General features: G+C 44.6%; 16 protein-coding genes. 3 read left to right on the top strand and 13 right to left on the bottom strand.

Going from position 1 to position 18813, the window contains the following annotated elements; translation table 11 throughout:
* The first annotated feature begins 290 nt into the window (after window positions 1-290).
* Window positions 291-1574: an O-antigen ligase family protein gene (locus AAC086_RS08385; protein ID WP_339777577.1), complete on the top strand. Its 1284-nt coding sequence runs from the start codon at window positions 291-293 to the stop codon at window positions 1572-1574.
* On the opposite strand, the gene AAC086_RS08380 is transcribed toward AAC086_RS08385, so the two are convergent.
* From AAC086_RS08380 to AAC086_RS08330, 11 genes are all read right to left on the bottom strand, one after another.
* On the bottom strand, window positions 1563-2993 hold the full coding sequence (locus tag AAC086_RS08380; protein WP_339777575.1) for a mannose-1-phosphate guanylyltransferase/mannose-6-phosphate isomerase: 1431 nt from the start codon (window positions 2991-2993) through the stop codon (window positions 1563-1565). The genes AAC086_RS08385 and AAC086_RS08380 overlap by 12 nt on opposite strands.
* Window positions 2994-5579: 2586 nt before the next feature.
* Entirely contained in the window at window positions 5580-6614 is a 1035-nt protein-coding gene (locus AAC086_RS08375; RefSeq protein WP_339777573.1) for a glycosyltransferase family 4 protein, read from the bottom strand.
* Window positions 6604-7746, bottom strand: a complete 1143-nt coding sequence (locus tag AAC086_RS08370) for a glycosyltransferase family 4 protein (protein WP_339777570.1) — start codon at window positions 7744-7746, stop codon at window positions 6604-6606. The genes AAC086_RS08375 and AAC086_RS08370 overlap by 11 nt, the downstream gene beginning before the upstream one ends.
* Complete coding sequence (locus AAC086_RS08365; protein WP_339777568.1) at window positions 7743-8579, bottom strand: FkbM family methyltransferase; 837 nt, start codon at window positions 8577-8579, stop codon at window positions 7743-7745. The genes AAC086_RS08370 and AAC086_RS08365 overlap by 4 nt, the downstream gene beginning before the upstream one ends.
* Window positions 8580-8587: 8 nt before the next feature.
* Complete coding sequence (locus AAC086_RS08360) at window positions 8588-9388, bottom strand: WecB/TagA/CpsF family glycosyltransferase (RefSeq protein ID WP_339777566.1); 801 nt, start codon at window positions 9386-9388, stop codon at window positions 8588-8590.
* A 145-nt stretch (window positions 9389-9533) separates the two neighbouring features.
* Window positions 9534-9716: a sugar transferase gene (locus tag AAC086_RS08355; protein WP_339777564.1), complete on the bottom strand. Its 183-nt coding sequence runs from the start codon at window positions 9714-9716 to the stop codon at window positions 9534-9536.
* Window positions 9694-10395 (bottom strand): methyltransferase domain-containing protein, encoded by a 702-nt coding sequence (locus tag AAC086_RS08350; RefSeq protein ID WP_339777561.1) that lies wholly within the window; start codon window positions 10393-10395, stop codon window positions 9694-9696. Before AAC086_RS08350 ends, AAC086_RS08355 begins: the two co-directional genes overlap by 23 nt.
* A gap of 11 nt (window positions 10396-10406) precedes the next feature.
* Window positions 10407-11828, bottom strand: a complete 1422-nt coding sequence (locus AAC086_RS08345) for an undecaprenyl-phosphate glucose phosphotransferase (RefSeq protein WP_339777559.1) — start codon at window positions 11826-11828, stop codon at window positions 10407-10409.
* Between the two features lie 411 nt (window positions 11829-12239).
* Window positions 12240-12728, bottom strand: a complete 489-nt coding sequence (locus AAC086_RS08340) for a hypothetical protein (RefSeq protein ID WP_339777557.1) — start codon at window positions 12726-12728, stop codon at window positions 12240-12242.
* A gap of 156 nt (window positions 12729-12884) precedes the next feature.
* Window positions 12885-13403: a UTRA domain-containing protein gene (locus AAC086_RS08335; RefSeq protein WP_339777554.1), complete on the bottom strand. Its 519-nt coding sequence runs from the start codon at window positions 13401-13403 to the stop codon at window positions 12885-12887.
* A gap of 265 nt (window positions 13404-13668) precedes the next feature.
* Window positions 13669-13935, bottom strand: a complete 267-nt coding sequence (locus tag AAC086_RS08330) for a GntR family transcriptional regulator (protein WP_339777551.1) — start codon at window positions 13933-13935, stop codon at window positions 13669-13671.
* 369 nt (window positions 13936-14304) lie between these two features.
* Between AAC086_RS08330 and hutH the strand changes: the two genes are divergently transcribed.
* On the top strand, window positions 14305-15834 hold the full coding sequence (gene hutH, locus AAC086_RS08325; protein ID WP_339777548.1) for a histidine ammonia-lyase: 1530 nt from the start codon (window positions 14305-14307) through the stop codon (window positions 15832-15834).
* Between the two features lie 133 nt (window positions 15835-15967).
* A complete protein-coding gene (gene hutI, locus AAC086_RS08320; protein WP_339777545.1) occupies window positions 15968-17191 on the top strand; it encodes an imidazolonepropionase in 1224 nt (407 codons plus the stop codon).
* Window positions 17192-17231: 40 nt separating this feature from the next.
* Here hutI and AAC086_RS08315 read toward each other — a convergent pair whose 3' ends face one another.
* Window positions 17232-17534, bottom strand: coding sequence for an XRE family transcriptional regulator (locus AAC086_RS08315; RefSeq protein ID WP_339777542.1), 303 nt, complete (start codon window positions 17532-17534; stop codon window positions 17232-17234).
* 147 nt (window positions 17535-17681) lie between these two features.
* Complete coding sequence (locus AAC086_RS08310; protein WP_339777540.1) at window positions 17682-18773, bottom strand: AbrB family transcriptional regulator; 1092 nt, start codon at window positions 18771-18773, stop codon at window positions 17682-17684.
* Window positions 18774-18813: the final 40 nt, after the last annotated feature.

Genomic DNA, 18813 nt, shown 5'->3' with positions numbered 1-18813 from the left:
GGTTCTGCTGCTAGCTATACGGAATTTCAGCATCCACAGCAACCAATAGGCGATGGTGTTGGCTTAAAAACTCACTTCTTGTGGGCGAACGCGTTTGCGCCGGGCATAAGACTGCGGTAATCAGGGTATCGGGATCGTTTGCGGGTTTGCGCCCGGATGGGGATGGTTTCTAAACGGGGAGGGCGAATTTGCCCGAAATTCTGCGCAAGATTGTTTTTTATGGATTGCTCGCCTTGATTGCATTGGCCCCCTTGCCCTTTGGCGGCAATGTGCCGTGGGCATGGTCGCTTATGTCTTTATGGGTCGGCGTGCTGGTTGTGGTGGATGCGGTTGCCTGTTTGCTCTCACCACCGGAAGGCGAAAGACGGTTTTTAAAACGTATCAAGATCCCGATGATTTTGTTTTTTATTGTGGTGGCCTGGATTGTGGTGCAGGCGACACCTGGCATCGTGCCCGCCATTGCCCATCCGATCTGGCATGAAGCCAGCGCCCAGCTGGGCATTGACCTTGCCCCGCGCGTTACTATTGCGCCGGACCTGACCTGGGATGCGCTAATGGTGTTGCTGGCCTATGCCGGGGTGTTCTGGCTGTCGGCCCGTTATGGGCGCAGGCGTGAAAATGCGTCTTTGATGCTGAAATTTTTTGTGCTCGTCTCGACGGCTTATGCCGTTTATGGCCTGACGGTGTTTTTTGGCGGCTGGGAAACAATTCTTTGGTACGACAAAACCGCCTATCGTGGCGATTTGACCAGCACCTTTATTAACCGCAATAGCTATGCGACCTATGCAGCGATTGGCCTTGTCGCATCCCTGGTTTATCTTGTCAAAATCCTCGCCCGCGATTTCCGCGATGGCGGCACCGCCCGCCAGATTACCCGCAAAATGCTCGATGGCACCCTGGTAAAAGCGTGGCTGCCGCTGGTGGGCGTGCTTACCACCGGCACGGCCCTGATGCTCACCCATTCCCGCGCCGGGTTCGTTTCCGGCATGATTGGTGTTTTTGTGGCGCTGTTATGCTTCCGGTTCAGCAAGACTGTATCGCCGCGTTTTGGCAATACGCTAATTGCCGGGGCGGTTTTGCTGGCGGTGGGAGGTTTTTGGCTGAGTGGTGACAAGTTGCAAGAGCGGCTAGGTTACTTCGAAAATTCGTTTGGAATTCGGCCATCGTTATATTTACGGACTATAGATGCCATCTTGCAAGCATCTGCAACAGGCTTTGGTTATGGCACTTTCGAGCCTGGGTTTCGATTGTATAAAAATCAACAATTTTCTGTAAACGTTTGGGGGATGGCACATAATAGTTATTTAGAATTTTCATTTGGTACAGGGTGGTATTCTTTTGGTATTATGGTGACAATTTTTGTTTTGGTTTTTTTGTCATTTCTTAGGAGATGGCAGAGAGAAAATGAAATGTTCTATTTATTATGCGGAGTGTCTGCGTCTATAGTTTTAGGACTGCACGCCTTGGTTGACTTTAGCATTCAAATGCCAGGGGTGGGTGTCGCCTATTTGTTTCTGATAGGTCTTGGATACGCAAAAATTATCCGTAATAAAGATAGTCGTTTACGTTTCTAAACGACCGTATCGATCTTCAAATCTTATAATATCGTCTTCACCTAAGTAACTTCCAGACTGAACTTCAATAATTTCAAGTGGAATTACTCCGGGATTTTCAAGAGCGTGAACTTCACCCAGAGGAATGTAAGTTGATTGATTTTCGCTGAGAAGGACTGTTTTTTTTCCTATTGTTACTTTCGCGGTACCCCTTACGACAATCCAGTGTTCTGCGCGATGATGGTGCATTTGTACCGAAAGCTTTTCTCTTGGTTTCACAGTAATACGTTTGACTTGATAACGTTCTCCAATGTCAACAGAGTCGTATTTTCCCCACGGCCGATATACTTCTCGGTGGGAATGTTGTTCATTTCGATTTTCCTCTATTAGTTTGTTAACAATATTCTTTACATTTTGAACCTTATCTTTGCTGCTTACCAGCACAGCGTCCTTTGTCTCGACAACAACCAAGTCGTTAATGCCGACTGCGGCTATAAGGCGGGAAGTTGAGTGTAAATAACTGTTTGTAGCTTCATCCGTGATTATATCGCCAACGCATACGTTGCCGTTCTGGGATTCTTTCTTAAGTTGCCATAATGCGCTCCAAGAACCAACATCATTCCAGCCTGAACTCATTGGGATCATCACAGCTTTATCCGTGCACTCCATTATAGCATAATCAACGGAAATATTTTTTGATTGTGCAAAGCTGTCTGCGTCAATGCGAATAAAATCTAGATCACGTACGGCATTATCGATGCCAAGTTGGCATGCTAAGACTAATTCCGGTTCATGTTTATTCATTTCATTTATAAAAACTGACGCCTTTACAATAAAAATCCCGCTATTCCAATAAAAATCCCCTGAATCTATATATTGTGAAGCAATATGTTTGTCAGGCTTTTCGGTAAATTTTGCAATTTCATAGGTTTCATCCTTTGAGTTTTGGAGTTTATTTCCTTTTTTAATATAGCCATAACCTGTTTCAGGTCGGATTGGAGGGACTCCAAAGCAGACGATTTTACCCGTCCTGGCTACCTCTATTCCAGATTTTATAGATTTCTCAAATTCAATGTCATTTTCAATAAAATGATCGGCGGGCATAACTACGAGAATAGCATCAGATATCTTTTCTTCGGATAAAACTTTAAGTGAGGCTAATGTTATAGCAGGTCCTGTGTTACGTGACACAGGTTCCAGAAGAATTTCAGCCCAATCTATACCAAGAGTTTTAATCTGTTCTGCAGCCAGAAATCTATTATCTTGGTTGCAAATTATAAGTGAATTTTTCTCACTAATTTTATTTGCGCGTATAAGCGCGGCTTGAAATAAAGTTTGGTTTTCTGAGAGCAAAGGTAAAAATTGTTTAGGATAGTTTTTTCGCGATAATGGCCATAGTCGAGTACCGGCCCCACCGCACAAAATAACAGGGATGATCATATTGTAAATTCCTATCTTATTTTATCTCTACTATCCCAGAGTAAGTTTCGATGGGATTATTCCTTAACTTATTGACGTTTTTTGCTAGGTTGTATTTTGATTGGATCGCAATACTAATATCATTGGTAAAGCGAAAGAGAAGTAAGACATGCTCGTGATTTCGGGTAACGAAAAGCCTATGGTGTGTACGCAACCATTTAGAAATAGGCACGTTCCTAAAATCTGAACGGGATTGTATCGAGACGTTTTTCTCAGCAAATTCAATAAATTTGATGAGAAAAAAAATACTATTAAAATAGATCCAAATAACCCAGATTCTCCAATAACGTGCGCAAAATAATTGTCTCCCAAATAAGATCCATCAATCTGGTTAAGTCCATGATATAGATCTAAGAAGAAGTTATAATGTATTGGGCTATAGTAAATCGACGCGGCATATCCAAGCCAATTACCAAATCCCACACCAAGCAGAAAATATATCGGATCTGATTTTAGCAAATTAATGGTGCTTAGGAACATCAAAATTCTAGATCTATCTTCGTATATGTCTACTAGTATGAACTTGTATTCGCTAAAAAATCTCGCCCCGAGTTTTGTTTCGAATAAAAATACAAAAAATAAAAATGATATTCCAAGAAAAATAAATAATTTCTTAGTGCGGTTTCTAATTAAGACAAATGTCAAATAGTGAAATTCTATCGCAAGCGCCAAGAAAGTTTTTTTCATGTACGTGTAGTAAGTCAGGTATAAAGAAATCAGAGTTAGACTTATATAAGAAAATTTACGCTTGTATAAAAAACAAATTGCAAAACAAATTATTCCAATGGAAAGAAAATACGCTGCTTTTCCAGGATGTCCCCATAGGGCAGAAATTCGTTTTGCTCCGTCTAAATACACAGCCGGGAAATAAGTCGATAAAAGATTAGGAGCTGCGAAATCAACAAGCGAAATAACTACGGTAAGAAATGATAGATATATGATTGTTCTGAATATAGCTTCTTTATCTTCATCGTGGATGCGTTGAGATATAAGGGTGCCCCAAACTACGAAAACGAAAGGCTTGGTAAAGTACAAGACTCCTACAGCTAGTCTGCTGTAGGAAATATATCCAGAAATTAAGTGGGATATAATTCCAGTAAAGAATATAAAAAGACTGATGGTTATATTTTTGGTCAGGTTCCGGTTCCATTTTCTATTAGTGAACAAAAGCCAAAACGTCCAAGTTGTGATAATCAAGTATAGTATGTCATCAATAAATTGAGTTCCATTTATGCCGGTGATAAAATTAATAGCCTCCGAATAATATAGGGCTATTGATATGCCTATCACGAAAAATAAATTTAATTTTGACTTTTTCCTGTTGTCAATCATTTTTACTTATCTTTATTCCTGATATAATATTCAAAGATCTGTACAGCAACACCGCTGTCATGTAGCCAACTGTAGCAGCTTGAAAGAAGTATGAATTAACTAATGAACTTGTAATATATATGGAAATTAAAGCAAAGCAAGATATTAAAACATTGCGGGCGAATATGTCTTCTCTCTTGTTGATGACTAGGTAACTGGTGAACGTTGGTGTTACGCTTATAAGCAAACCGAATATCAGAAGGTACAAAAGAGATATGTTTCTTATTTGATTAAGCGCCTCTATATGTATCATGTTAGTGCTGTGAATAGTATAAATTAATCCCGTAATCGTAGTGGTTCCAAAAATTGACAAAATGCAGGAGTATCTATAAAAAAAATAGACTTTATTTGTAATATCTCCTTGGTTTTTGACGAGATTTTTCGCAAAAATTTGATCTGTTGTGTTGGCGACGAACAAGTACATTCCACTAATCCTAAGAAATACTTGGAATGTGTTAACATTGCTCGGCGTAGACATAAAGCCGATAAAAATAGTGCCAGACCAAGCTATGAATTGATGACTTGCAGTTAAAATAATAAAATGAAACGACGAAGAAATAGTTCTCATCCATTTTTTCCGAGGTAGAATTAAGAAACTTTCCCGTTGAAGGTGGGGTATAAGTATTATTAACGAGAATATTAGATTGGCGATCGCTGAAATATTGTGGGCAACTAATAGATTTATCTTTATATATGAAAAAAACAGCATAAAAATTTGGTATACCGTAGAGTACAAATAAAGAGAAAGGTGAAATTTCCCTTTTCCTTTGACGTATTCCGATATAATTATTGAAATCGCAAACATTTCCGCTGCGAATACTGATTTTTTAGCAGTAAATAAAATTGTGGAGCTTGTTTTTGTGAGTACGATCAATTCCAATATCGAATAGTAAAAAAATGATATTAAAATACTAGTCAATAGCAGGAATATGATTTCCGGAGAGACGTAACTTTGTTTCTGTGTTACCGATATTTGGTAAGATTTTATCTCGCTTCCAAATCTGAAAATTATACTTGTAATATATGAAAAGCTTAGAAGTTGCCAATAAAAAGAAGAGTCGTGATCTGGGTATGTGTTTATAATGTAAAAAGTGTAAAAAATAGATATTGCGACCGAAAAGAACTTTGATGCTCCTATAAGTAGAAAAGTGCGAAAATGACTTCGGTTATTTAAGTTCATTTTATTTCACAGTTTAAAATTTCGCTCTTTAAAAAAAGCACTAATTTTCCGGTTGCATATTTTCTAGATTCTTTTTTCATTTCCTCAACATGTGGACGTAGTTGATCCGTGCTTTCTAAAGCCCAAATCATTTTTTCCTTTAATTCTTCCGGCCGGTTTGGTGCGCAGATTAAATTACTGTGGTTAACAAAATTAGCAGCTTCTGAGACGTTAGACACGATGGGAATTACTCCACTCGCAGCAGCTTCTAATACATTTAGTGGAAATGCGTCGTAGATTGACGCGCTTACTAGTATCCGATATTGATAGTATATGTTTTTCTTTAATTCTTCATCTAAAATTATGCCTTTGTACTCAATGAACGGGTCATTCTCTATTTCTTGCATCATATTTCGAATTATCGATTTTTCTCCAGGGCCGTAAATGTGCAGGCTATTTTTTTCTTTTAAATGGCGGGGTATTTTTTTGTATGCTTTTATTAAGTCGAATATTCCTTTAGTTTCTGATATTCGGCCTAAATATAAGAAATCTCTTCTATTCGTTTTTTCGCCGTCAAGTGCAAAATTCTTGTTTATTATTGTTGGTGCCTTAATGCTTTTTTGGGGGAGGTTGATTATTTTTTTTTGTAGATCAGCTATGTAAAAAACGTTATTGCAGTATTTTTTTAGGATGTGTTCTGTTAATTTTCTTAGCGGGTATACTCGAATATGAAGCCATGCACTTCCAATGTGACAAATAATATATGGCTTGCAACAAAATTTGCTAAGAATTAAAGCGGATAAAACATCAAGAAATGAGCCATATTGAATTAATATCGGGTGTTGTTGTTTTTTATATAATGATATCGTTTTTTTTAAGCGAGACATATAGTTGAGATATTTTTTGGTGCTAGAAAAAGTCGATGATTTGACGTGGTGGAATTTAATATTTCGCTCTGTCATTTGATTCATCATGTTCTCATTGAATATTTCTAATCCTCCTAGGGAATATTTCAGATCTCGAGAGAAAATTATTATTTCTTTATGTTTCATTTTTTAATGCTTTCATGAACGCGTTCAATGGGTAATCTTGGTTGTAATTTTTATATGCTTTTCCAGAAATTTTGCATATTTCAATGTAGTCATCTATTGAAATTTCACTAATCCATTTTATAGCTTCTGTGAAACTCTCTTCGTTTTCTATATCAAATATTTTTCCGTTATTTTCCTTTTCAATTATTTCTTTGGCCATTACTTTTTCGCTGCATAAGACTGGTACATTTAATGCGCTGCTCTCATTTACTACCCATCCCCAGGAGTCAGTTTCAGAAGGCAAAATAAGGGCTTTGCTTTGTGAAAGTATACTGTATTTTCTGTCGCCCTCCAGGTGGCCATGAAATTTAAAATTTAGCCCGCAGCTAATTTTTTCTAAATAATTTCGTTGTGGGCCATCGCCAATAACATCTATATAAACGTTTTTGATGTTGTTTTTTTTTAGAAAATTTATTAGTCTGTCCAAGCCTTTGTTTGGGTGACTTCGGAGGTACCCAATAAAGCATAATCTGTTTTTTTCGTGAATTTTTTTGATATTAATATTTCTGTCGTGTATTAACTCTTCAATATTCGTTGGGAGCAATACTTCAGGATATCCTTGGGTTCCTAAAATACATTTTTCTAATGGAACATTGAATTTACTATTGAGAAAATTCTCTGTGTGTTTTCCATAAACTAGTATTTTGTCTGAATTTTTATAAACTATTCCTTGCAGTTTGGATAAAACCGCTGTCATTCTTTTATTTGGAATATTGCCGTTATATGTTGGAAAGTTCCCAGTCCATGATATAATTTTTTTATTTTTTATTTTGTAGTACATAGTGAGGATTGTAGATGTGATAATGTTAGAGGGGTTCTCTAGAATAATTATCGAAGATATATTTTTGCGTAGTAAAATTTTTAAAGGTGGTACCGAAATGACTATAGTTTTTCTTAAAATTTTCAGGCGAATGTTATTGCAGAAATGGTATTCGTGGTTGCTTGTTGATAAGTTTTCTATCCATTTTCTTGTTTTATCTTCTTTTTCATAGTACACGAGAGTTACATTATAGATATTTTTTAGTCCATTAAATATAGGTATCCTATAGGGCGCTGGAATATTGTGGTAGATTATTATATTTTCTTTTTTCAATACGTTTTCCTTTCAATGCACTCGTGTTTAACATAAAGAAAATTATTTTTTTCATGTTTGTGTATGCAAGTGTAACCGTTTTTTCTCAATGAGTCGTCACACTCTAAACACATTTTGATATATTTTTTATTTGGGTAAAGTATTCCATCATATTCAACTAGTATCTGCTTGGGTTGGAGTGATTTGTGTAATTTTAATATGTTGGGTATTACGTGTATTTCAGCGCCTTCAATATCGATTTTTAGTATTTCTATTTCAGTTATATTGTGTTTTTTAAATAGTTTCTCTATAGTTACGCAGGGGACATTTATGTAGTTGTTTTCAGAGTTTGATTTGTAGTTGTTTTGAATGTTTGTTATGGAATGGGACACATCATTTGGATTAGGTGGTTGAAAAAACTTTATATGTCCATTGTGTGTCCAGAGTGCTGATTTTTCATGAAGTATTTGATCACGTTGTATGTTCTCCAATGGATATGATGATATTTCCTGGCGTCCTGTTTCATTAAATTGGGTCGATGCACTTTTGCCGATAGATTTTATTGTTTCTTCAATGTGTATAATAGATTTTGGCGTAGGATCCACTAGTATAATGTGTGTGTCGAATTGATCCGCTAGCATCACATCGAAGCTAATGTCTTCTCCTGCTCCTATTGATATTACAGTTGATTTTTTTATGGTTGAGGTTTTTAAGAAATTCCATCCTCCATATTTTGATCCTAGAAATTGGATTGCACCATTTTCTATGCTATCGATTTTTATTTTTGGTTTTCGAATTGTGTATAGTATTTTATTTTTTATATTTTTTAATTTTCTTTTTGTTTTCGATATCATGTTTTCCTCTATTTCTTAACAGTAGCGTTTTGAATTGTTCTGAGTGATATCTTTAGTGATATTTTTGTAAGGTCGAGCGCGCATTTAGTATAACGTGGAATCATTTTTTTTGGATTCACAAATGTTCGGAAAAGCCATTCAAGAGCAAGTTTTTGGTAGATTGACGGAGCTCTCTTTTCTATCCCAGTAATGAAGTTAATTGATGCCCCAACGCAGAGCGCCGTTCCAGGGATTTCTTTTAATTTCATTTCATTTGCCAATATTTCTTGCTGGGGAGATCCTACACATAATAATATAAATTTTGAGGGGTGTTCTTTTATGAATTTGCATATTTCGTTTACTTCATGTTTTTTATTTATAAATCCATAACTTGGGTTTAGATGGTTGAATGTAATGTTCTCAAACATTTCTCGTAACTTCTTTATTTGTTTTACTTGGCATCCTATGATAGTTATGGATGATTTGTTTTTTTTCTTGTTTTCTTCTTTGAGTAAATCTTTTGTTAGATCGCTTCCTGGGTTCACGTGTAATTTCTTTTTGTATATTGCCTTGTAAATTATAGAAACCACTTTACTGTCGCAAATTGATAGATCAGCGTTTTCGTATTTATCAATGTCTTTAGATTCGTAATTTCTGGTGATGTGATCTAAATTTGGAGTTACCACATAAGAGAATTTTTTCTCATCGGAAAGTTCATATATTTTTTTTAGTACTTCTTCTTTCTCTAAATTGTGAATAGGCATATTTAGGAAAGTTGTTTCTTGTAGATTTATTTTCGGGCTGTGGTACTGTCTTTCGTTAATACGCATTGCGATTCACAAACCCGTTCACCAACGTTAAAAACATAATCCGGATATCCAGCCTCGGGGATCAGTTCTGGATGTAATACATATCATGCAGTACCCGCTGACGCATTTTTTCATCCGTGCTGGTCTCGTCGCGCCAGCCCCAGCGCTATGTAATGCGCGGGTCGTTGCGGCATGCCTGTTGCACTTTTTCCGGTGTGTCCGTTATTTTATCGACATACATGGAGCGAAATTTCATTACCCGGATTGTCTCGCCATTAAAGCCGTGGCGCAACTGCGCAAACAGCACCGGGCCCTCGCTGGTCAGTTTAACTGCAATTGCAATTTTCATCTTCTTTTCTTATCGCTGTAATTGACTTTGTAATTCCAAATACTTTTTCTCTGATTTGTTTTCCGTCCGTGAATAAATTTTTAATTTCTTTTGACGTGAGTAAGTTTGCGCTTTCTATTTTAATAATAGCATCGATTAAATTATTTGACTTTTCGATGTGTCCGAGATTGAAATTTTGAATCATTTTAATCCTAAGAGGCTTGGGTAGCCAATGGAAAAATGGAAACATAAAATGTGGTTCAAAAGGAAACCAAAAATTGGGAGTCTGAACATAATATGATTTTGCAATTCTCTGAGTTTCTTTCGAGAATTTTAACATGTCTTCCATATTTCCAACATGTTCAATCACAGAATTGGAGTGTGCTATGTGAAAGAATTTATCCGAAAATGGAATTTGACAGGCGTCTCCATATTGGAACTTGAAAATCTCGCTGTCATTAGGACAGTCAATGTTTTCCAAGTTTAATAGAGTTATTTTGCATTTTTTTTCTGTAAGAAATTCTTCTCCTATTGTGTTCCAGTACGTTTTCCGCCCACCAATATCAATTATATTGACTGATCCTTTTTTTTCAAAAACGTCACAGATCATGTCTTTTATGATATAGCTGCGCTTTTCTCTTATTCTGCTGCCGAAACTCTTCGGATCATTGTAATCAACAAATTTGGTGAGAAATTTCATTTTATATGACCTTAGTACGCATTCCGATGAACAAACCCGTTCACCAGTGTTAAAAACATAATCCGGATATCCAGCCACGGGGACCAGTTCTGGATGTAATACATATCGTGCAGCACGCGCTGGCGCATTTTTTCATCGGTGTCGGTTTCGCCGCGCCAGCCATTGATTTGCGCCCAGCCGGTAATGCCGGGTTTGACCCGGTGGCGGGCGAAATAGCCGTCAATGCGGGTGCGGTAAAGTTCATTATGTGCCATTGCATGGGGCCGGGGCCCAACCAGAGACATCTCCCCGCGCAATACATTAAACAATTGCGGCAGCTCATCAAGGCTGGTTTTGCGCAAAAACGCGCCCAGCGGGGTAATGCGCGGGTCGTTGCGGCACGCCTGTTGCACTTTTTGCGGTGTGTCCGTCATTTTATCGACATACATGGAGCGAAATTTCATTACCCGGATTGTCTCGCCATTAAAGCCGTGGCGCAACTGCGCAAACATCACCGGTCCGTCGCTGGTCAGTTTTACCGCAATTGCAATTATCAGCATGACGGGAGAGAGCAGTACAAGGGCCATGGTGCCCAGCGTAATATCTTCCAGCCGCTTCACCCACCATCCCCGGTCGCCAAAGGGCCGCATGGCGCGTCGCAAAAAGGGCAGGCCCGCCAAAATCACCCATTCGCTGGCAACATCCCCTGCCTGACCTTCATTCAGGTCCGAAATCTCGACCAGATCCGACGAAATTGCCCCCACATCATCAAGAATATCGGCATAGCGGATTTTATCGGCAGAGCTTACCGCCATTACCACAATATCGGGCTTGGCCGCGCGCATGTCCGACAGGGCATCGTGCAGGCTGTCGGCGGCATGGTCGCCCGGGATAATTCGGCAATTATGGACAATGGCAAAACGGTGACTTTCGGCCCGTGCCCGCAATTGCGAAATCACCAGCGGTTCCGGCGCGCTTGATATAAGGGCAACACGGGGCCGAAAATGCCCGGCAATACCTTGGCGGCGCAGCCAGATGAAAACCACAAGCCGTAAGATAAGCAAAAGGGCTGTTCCCGTAATCAGGGAATAGGCCGTCCACAATCGGGAGAAATCTTCGGAAACCTTGGCAAAATAGGCAAAAACCAGCAGCAGGGCATAGGTGCCCGATTGCGCTGTTAGCACCCGAAACAGGCCGATCTGCATGGTTTCCGGGTTTAACGTTTCATAGCCACGGATCAGAAACATCACCATCATATACAATAACGGGGCCATGAAGGTCGGTACGAGAAAGCCGTCGGGCGGGAAAAAGGCATCAAATCGCAAAAGCGAGGCAACCATCGCGCCGAGCAGCAGAACGATGACATCGCCCACCGCAAAAAGGTCGCGTAAAATCGCCTGATTTCTGCTGTGTGTTAACACCCAGCAATCCCCCTGTTTTTGATCCCCTGCCATGGATTGGCACCAGACCGCCTTTGTGTCCCACGTCCCGCTATACGTCTGACGGGGCGCGGTTATCGGCCAATGCGATAGGTCATCGGCGCCCCTAATATCCCATTACTGGTCAGATGTATAATCTCTCGTAATAAGCTGCGTAGCAAGCGGACACTGTAAAAGTAACTGTCCAAAGGAATAGGATGGCGGGATTTATGATTGGTGAAAGGAGTGATGTCTGAGCGGATGCATGATGTGGCTGATTTAATGTATTGAAAAATATACAAATATTCAGGAAAATTGAGCGCTGTTGCGGGAGGGCTTTTATCAGATTTTTTTGATGTGAAATTTTGGGGTAAAAAAATCCTGACCAGGAAGCCAGGATTCGGCGGCCGATGAGGTATTAAAGGAAACATACTTTAAGGCGGCGATTCACCCGGTTTTGCGTACAAGCCACGCCACAAGGGTGCCGATCACAACGCCGCTTAAACTTGCGCTCATATCTGCGACCGAAGCAATCCGGCCATTGCCAAAATGAGCCTGCATCAGTTCCAGGCCCGGCGCGCCAAGGGCAACAATGATCACGAATAAAATGCTGATCTTGCGACGGCCACAAACCATGATCGGCCAAAAGGCCATGGCGGCAAAAACGCTGATATGAACGATCTTATCAAGATTGTGCCGGTCAGAGACCGCAAAGCGGCGCTCAACCCCGGCATAGCCAATTGCCACCAGCCCCAAAACCCATAACAGCAACAAAAGGACGCGATAGCGATAAAGCAGGTCTTTAAGCCGCAACATAAAACTTGTTGATGGTTGCGGGCTGTTATCGCGGGCCGATGGTGAAAATGCGGTGTTATCGATTTCCATACCCGTGTCGTCCAGGACATTGCGCGTCGTTTGCGCCGTTTGTTCGGGCATGAAGGCTCCGTATTTTGATGAAACCCGGTGCCAAATGTCCGGGATGTGGTGTGTGGCACTGCAAGAGTGTTTTCAGGCTTAAATAGCATTACATCAGGCCCGACGCGGCTTCAACCATCATATTCAACCATCATAAGGGGGGCTGAAATGCGTTATTTATCCATCACTGGGATGCTGTGGCACAAAATGGCCGCCAAGCTGATAACTTTCGCCCGGATGGGTGAATTTTGCCACCGTAATCGGGGTGCCGTGAAACCATGTGCGGCGATGCAGCACCAGGCAGGGCGCGCCATGCGCAATGTCCAATAATTTGGCGGTTTTGTTATCCGCCGCAATCGCTTCAATCAAATGTTGGGCATCGGAATAGGGCGCATTGGCCAACAGCCAGGCTGCCGCGGTGATATCCTTGAAATTCTGGCGGGTAAATTCTGGGGCGGCGGCAAGGTTCACCCAGCGGTCCTCGATCTGAACCGGGATGTCTTCCTCGCGGTGCAGACAGACAAAATGGCATAGCGGCACACCGGGTGTGAGACCAAAGCGGGTGGCAAGCGTCGCATCGGCGACAACGGTGTCACAGGTGATAATTTCGCTGTCATGGCGGTGCCCTCGCGCGCGGATATCGCGGTCAATGGCGCGAATTTCCAAAATCGGCGATTGTGCCTTGCGATCTGCCACATAAAGCATATTTCCTTTAATATGACCCATTTTGTTTGTTTTTGGCGTGTCGTTTGGCAAGGCACAGCGCGCTGCGCGATGCGGCGCATCGGGCGAGCGGTGTAACGCCGCCAAACACCGCCAAAAACAAACCCTGTGGGCCAGCGCAGTCTGCCGCCTGGCCGCGTCGAAATCCTTGTCCGTAAACCCATTACGCCCTGCGGACTTCTCCTTGCCAGGCGGCAGACTGAGCTGGCAAAATGGTTCATATTAAAGGAAAGGTGCTTTAGGTGCCATCGCCCCGGGTGCGGGTTAATACTCCTTGGGCGACAAGTTCGCGCAAGGCCCGGTTGACCGTCATGCGCGACGCCTCAAACACCCGGACCAGTTCCATTTCCGTCGGAATTTTCTGCCCGGCAATCCAGTGTCCGGCAATGACATTGCGCGCCAGCACCTGTTTGATCTGGTCATAGAGCGGGCCATTGCCATCAAGCACCAGATGCGCATTTGGCACGGCAGACAAAGGGGGATCGGCGGGCAGGTCATGGGGCAAGGGTGGGTTGCCTTTTGCTGTTTTGGGTTTCTGAGCCTCGTTAAATGTGCCGTGTCATCAGGCATCAAAGCACGAATCCCCTAAATGTATAGATATTTAAGTCCGGTTGCACCCGCCGATATGGTGCGACATCACCATGATCGGGCTTAAAGGAAAAGTGATTTAAAACAATCTGTTATGGGTGGTTTCAGGTTTTTCTTGCCAATGTTGTAAAATGGGATTTATATATTTGTATATACATATTGCGTCGACAGAAGGTCCCTGTTGCGACAGAACCGACGGGCGGTTGCCCGACAGGCCCGGATAGAATGATCGTGCAATGAATTGTGCCCGCGAACAGGGCCTTAATCAGGTGATGGTGAAATAATCATGGAAATGATCAAACTTGTTCCTGGCGAACTGACATTGGCGCAATTGCGCAAAATCGCCGCGGGCAATGTTCAAATTGGCATCGACGATGCCTGTCGCGACCGCGTTTTGGTCGCAGCCAATACGGTCGATGACGTCTTGAAACGTGGCGAAAGCGTTTATGGCATCAATACCGGTTTTGGTCTGATGGCGAAAACCCGGATCGATAGCGAAAGCCTGCGTGATTTGCAGCGTAATCTGGTGTTGTCGCATTGCGCAGGTACGGGGGAGCCGCTGTCTGATGCGGTGGTGCGGCTTGTGCTGGCGCTAAAGGTGACGAGCCTTGCCGCCGGGCATTCCGGGGTGCGGCCTGTTGTGATCGATACCTTAATTGCCCTGTTCAATCATGGCATTTACCCGCTGATCCCGGCCAAGGGGTCGGTCGGGGCATCGGGCGATCTGGCACCGCTGGCGCATATGAGCCTGGCCTTGATCGGCGAAGCCGAGGTGCGCCATGCGGGGGCTGTTATTTCTGCTGCTGACGGCCTGGCCAAAGCCGGGGTTGATGCCGTGGTGCTGGCCCCGAAAGAAGGTTTGGCCTTGTTAAATGGCACCCAGGTTTCCACCGCCCTTACCCTGTTTGGCCTGTTTGCGATTGAGGATAATTTTGCCGCCGCCGTTTTGGCCGGTTCGGTCTCGGTCGATGCGGCCAAGGGCAGCGATACCCCGTTTGATGCCCGCATTCATCAATTGCGTCGCCAGCCGGGCCAAATTGCGGTTGCGGCCAAATACCGGGAATTGCTGGCAGATTCTGAAATTCGCCGTTCTCACGTTGATTGTGACCGCGTACAGGACCCCTATTCGCTGCGCTGTCAGCCCCAGGTGATGGGGGCGTGTCTGGATCAGATCAACCATGCTGCCGCCATTTTGGAACGCGAAGCCAATGCGGTGACCGATAATCCGCTGATTTTCCCCGACGAGGGCGATATTTTATCGGGCGGAAACTTTCATGCCGAACCGGTGGCCTTTGCGGCCGATATTCTGGCCATTGCAGCGGCGGAAATTGGCGCGATTTCCGAACGTCGCATTGCCCTGCTGATTGATCCGGCGATGGTCGATCTGCCCGCATTTCTGGTTGACAATGGGGGGTTAAATTCCGGTTTCATGATCGCGCAGGTGACGGCGGCGGCCCTGGCATCGGAAAATAAAACATTGGCCCACCCGGCATCGATTGACAGTTTGCCAACATCTGCCAATCAGGAAGACCATGTTTCGATGGCAACCTTTGCCGGGCGGCGTCTGGCCGATATTGCCGATAATGTGAATGGCATTGTGGCGATTGAAATGCTGGCCGCCTGCCAGGCGATTGAATTTCGCCGCCCGATGACATCCAGTGATGCGCTGGAAAAGGTCATCGCATCGGTGCGTGCGGTCGCGGCATTTTACGATAAGGACCGCTATTTTGCCCCCGATATTGCCGCGGTAAAGGCGCTTTTGAAATCTGCCGCCATTCATGGCTATGTTGACGATTTGCTGCCTGGCTTTGCCTGACCGGTTTTTCTATCCCCGATCTGCACGGCGCAGATCGGGGATCTGGAACGGCTCTTGACCCGGCCCGGCCAAGGGTGCATTTATTTGTCTATACATAAAAACAGCCAGCAATCGCAGCAACAGGGATACAAGCATGTGGGACCACATTTGGGTCAACGGCCATTTCGCCACCATGAACCCGGCCCTTAAACAGCCTTATGGCGCGATCCATGAGGGTGCCATCGCGGTGCAGGATGGCAAAATATGCTGGCTGGGCCGGATGGACGATTTGGCTGATCGTCCCGATAAACTGGCAACAAACGTGACCGACCTTGCCGGGGCATGGGTGACGCCGGGGCTGGTCGATTGTCATACCCATCTGGTATATGGCGGCAACCGTGCTGATGAGTTTGAAAAACGCCTGAATGGTGTCAGCTATGAAGAAATCGCCCGCGCAGGCGGGGGTATTCGGTCCTCGGTGAGCGCAACCCGTGCGGCGAGCGAGGATGATTTGGTGAAACATGCGCAAAAACGGCTGAACAATTTGCTGCGTGAAGGTGTCACCACCATCGAGATCAAGTCCGGTTATGGCCTGCGCACCGAAGATGAAGCGAAAATGTTGCGCGTCGCCCGTCGTTTGGGGCGCGACAATAATATTGATGTGGTCACAACATTTTTAGGCGCTCATGCTCTGCCGCCCGAATATGCCGACAATGCCGATGGCTATATTGATTTGGTTTGTTCGGAAATGCTGCCCGCCATTGCCGCCCAAGGGCTGGCCGATGCGGTTGATGCTTTTTGTGAAAACATCGCCTTTAATACCGATCAAACGCGCCGGGTGTTTGATGCGGCGCGCGCCCATAATTTGCCGGTTAAATTACATGCCGAACAGTTAAGCGACCAGAAAGGCAGCATTCTGGCTGCCGATTATCATGCCCTTTCAACCGACCATTTGGAATATTTGGGCGAAGATGGCGTGATTGCGATGGCAAAGGCCGGGGTAACGGCGGTATTGCTGCCCGGTGCCTTTTATTGCCTGCGCGAAACCAAATTGCCGCCGATTGACCTGTTGCGCCAGCATGGCGTCCACATCGCCCTTGCGACCGACAGTAACCCCGGCACGTCACCGGCCCTGTCGCTGCTTTTGATGGCAAATATGGCCTGCACCCTGTTTCGCATGACGCCGGAGGAAGCCCTGGCGGGAATTACCCGCAATGGTGCGCGGGCGCTGGGACGCGGTGAGACGCACGGAACCCTTGAATCCGGCAAGGTCGCCGATTTTGTGGTCTGGGATATTAATAGCCCGGCCGAGCTTTCCTATGCCATTGGCGGCAATCCGTGCCTTGCTGTTGTGCGGCAGGGCACGTTGCGAAGATAGCTGTCTGCTTCAACTTCAAGTGTACCGTGTCTGTTTGCCCTTAAAGAGGAAACCCGTAATGGGTGCCGTCGGGAAGCTCCACATCAAGGCGTAATTTGCCACCAGATGCTTCAACATAACGTTTGAGAGATGAGAGCATCAGGTCACGTCCCGGTTGTTCCATATCGGAAACAGTCGGCTGTTTGATACCTAAAGCAGCTGCAATATCGCTCTGTGTCAGGTGCATGCGTTCGCGAAGTTCGGCCAGATGAATGTTAAGCAACATTTCGCTTGCGGCGTTTTGTGTTTTCGCAACAACTTCAGGCTTTTCGCTCGCCAGTATTTGATCAAGCGTTCTTGCCATAATGCCTAATCCTTTTTCAATTTCGCCAGATGTGCTGCAAACTCCCGATCTGCGATCGGAATCATCACATCATAAAACCGTTTTTCATCGCTGGCCTTGTTTCCCGCACAAAGAACAATTCCTTTTCGGTGGTATCGAGGGTGACTGTTATTTGTTGTTTGTCCTATTTTCGAAATGCCGTTTTTGCAGCCACCGGGCCAGCATCGGCGCCAGCAAGACGATTTCAAAAATGCGGATGATGTGGTGAAAGGCGACAAAGCTGGGTTCGATATTCAGGGCCAGCGCAATCAGCGACATCTCGGCAACCCCGCCCGGGGCAAAAGCCAGCAACACCGCCATAAAATTCAGGTCCAGCCAGTGGGCAACGAACCAGGAAACAACCCCGGTAAAGCCCAGGATAACCACCGTTGCGGCCACGGCATAACCGGCAAGGCGCACCAGAAATGCCAGTTTAACCCCGGCAAAGCGGCTGCCAATGGCGGAACCCAGAATCCACAAACTGCCATCCAACAGCCATTGCGGTAAATTGCCATCGACAATGCCGCTGATATGCAAGGTGGCACTGGCCAGCATCGCACCGGTCATTTCGGCGGCTGGAACGCGCAGTCGGCGAAAAATCAGCACGGTAACAATGGCGCAAAAGGCGGTTAGCAAGCCATCTTCAAGCGACATAACAACGCCCGCTTCCCCATGCCCATTGGCGACCACCCCGGTAATCATCATCACAATGATCGGGGCTGACATCACCAGCAGCAACACCCGCAACCCCTGGGTCAGGGCAATTTCCTGTTCATTGCCGCCTGATGCCGCGCCAAGAACCACCATCGGTGTCAAGCCGCCAGGGGTGGCCGAAAACAGGGCGGTGGCCGGGTCCAGCCGGGCGATTTTGGCATAAAACCATGTAATAATGGCGGTAATGATCGGGACATAAAGCAGGACGGCAACCATGCTGATCGGCCAGCGTGCCGCCTGATCGATGGTATCGGGGGTGAAAGACCCGCCCAGAAACACACCGATCACGCCTAAAATCATGGCGCGAAATTTCATGGGGATGGCCATGGGCACGCGCAGCAGGGCGAAGATGAATGTTGCCAGCATGGGCCCCATCATCCAGGCCAGCGGCATGGAAATGACATGTGCCACAAACCCGCCGACCATGCCAATCAACAGCCCGGTTGCCAAAAGCCGGAAAAAGCGGGGCGTTAAACTGGCAAGGAACGTGTCGGGTTTTGCGGGCATGGCTATTTCCGGGGTTGGTGATGTTGAGGGTGATCGTGAT

The sequence above is a fragment of the uncultured Thalassospira sp. genome (assembly GCF_963976115.1).
In the GTDB taxonomy this organism is placed as follows: Bacteria; Pseudomonadota; Alphaproteobacteria; order Rhodospirillales; family Thalassospiraceae; genus Thalassospira.
Note: the sequence above shows the minus strand (reverse complement) of the source record. Positions and strands in the feature narration are given on the sequence as shown.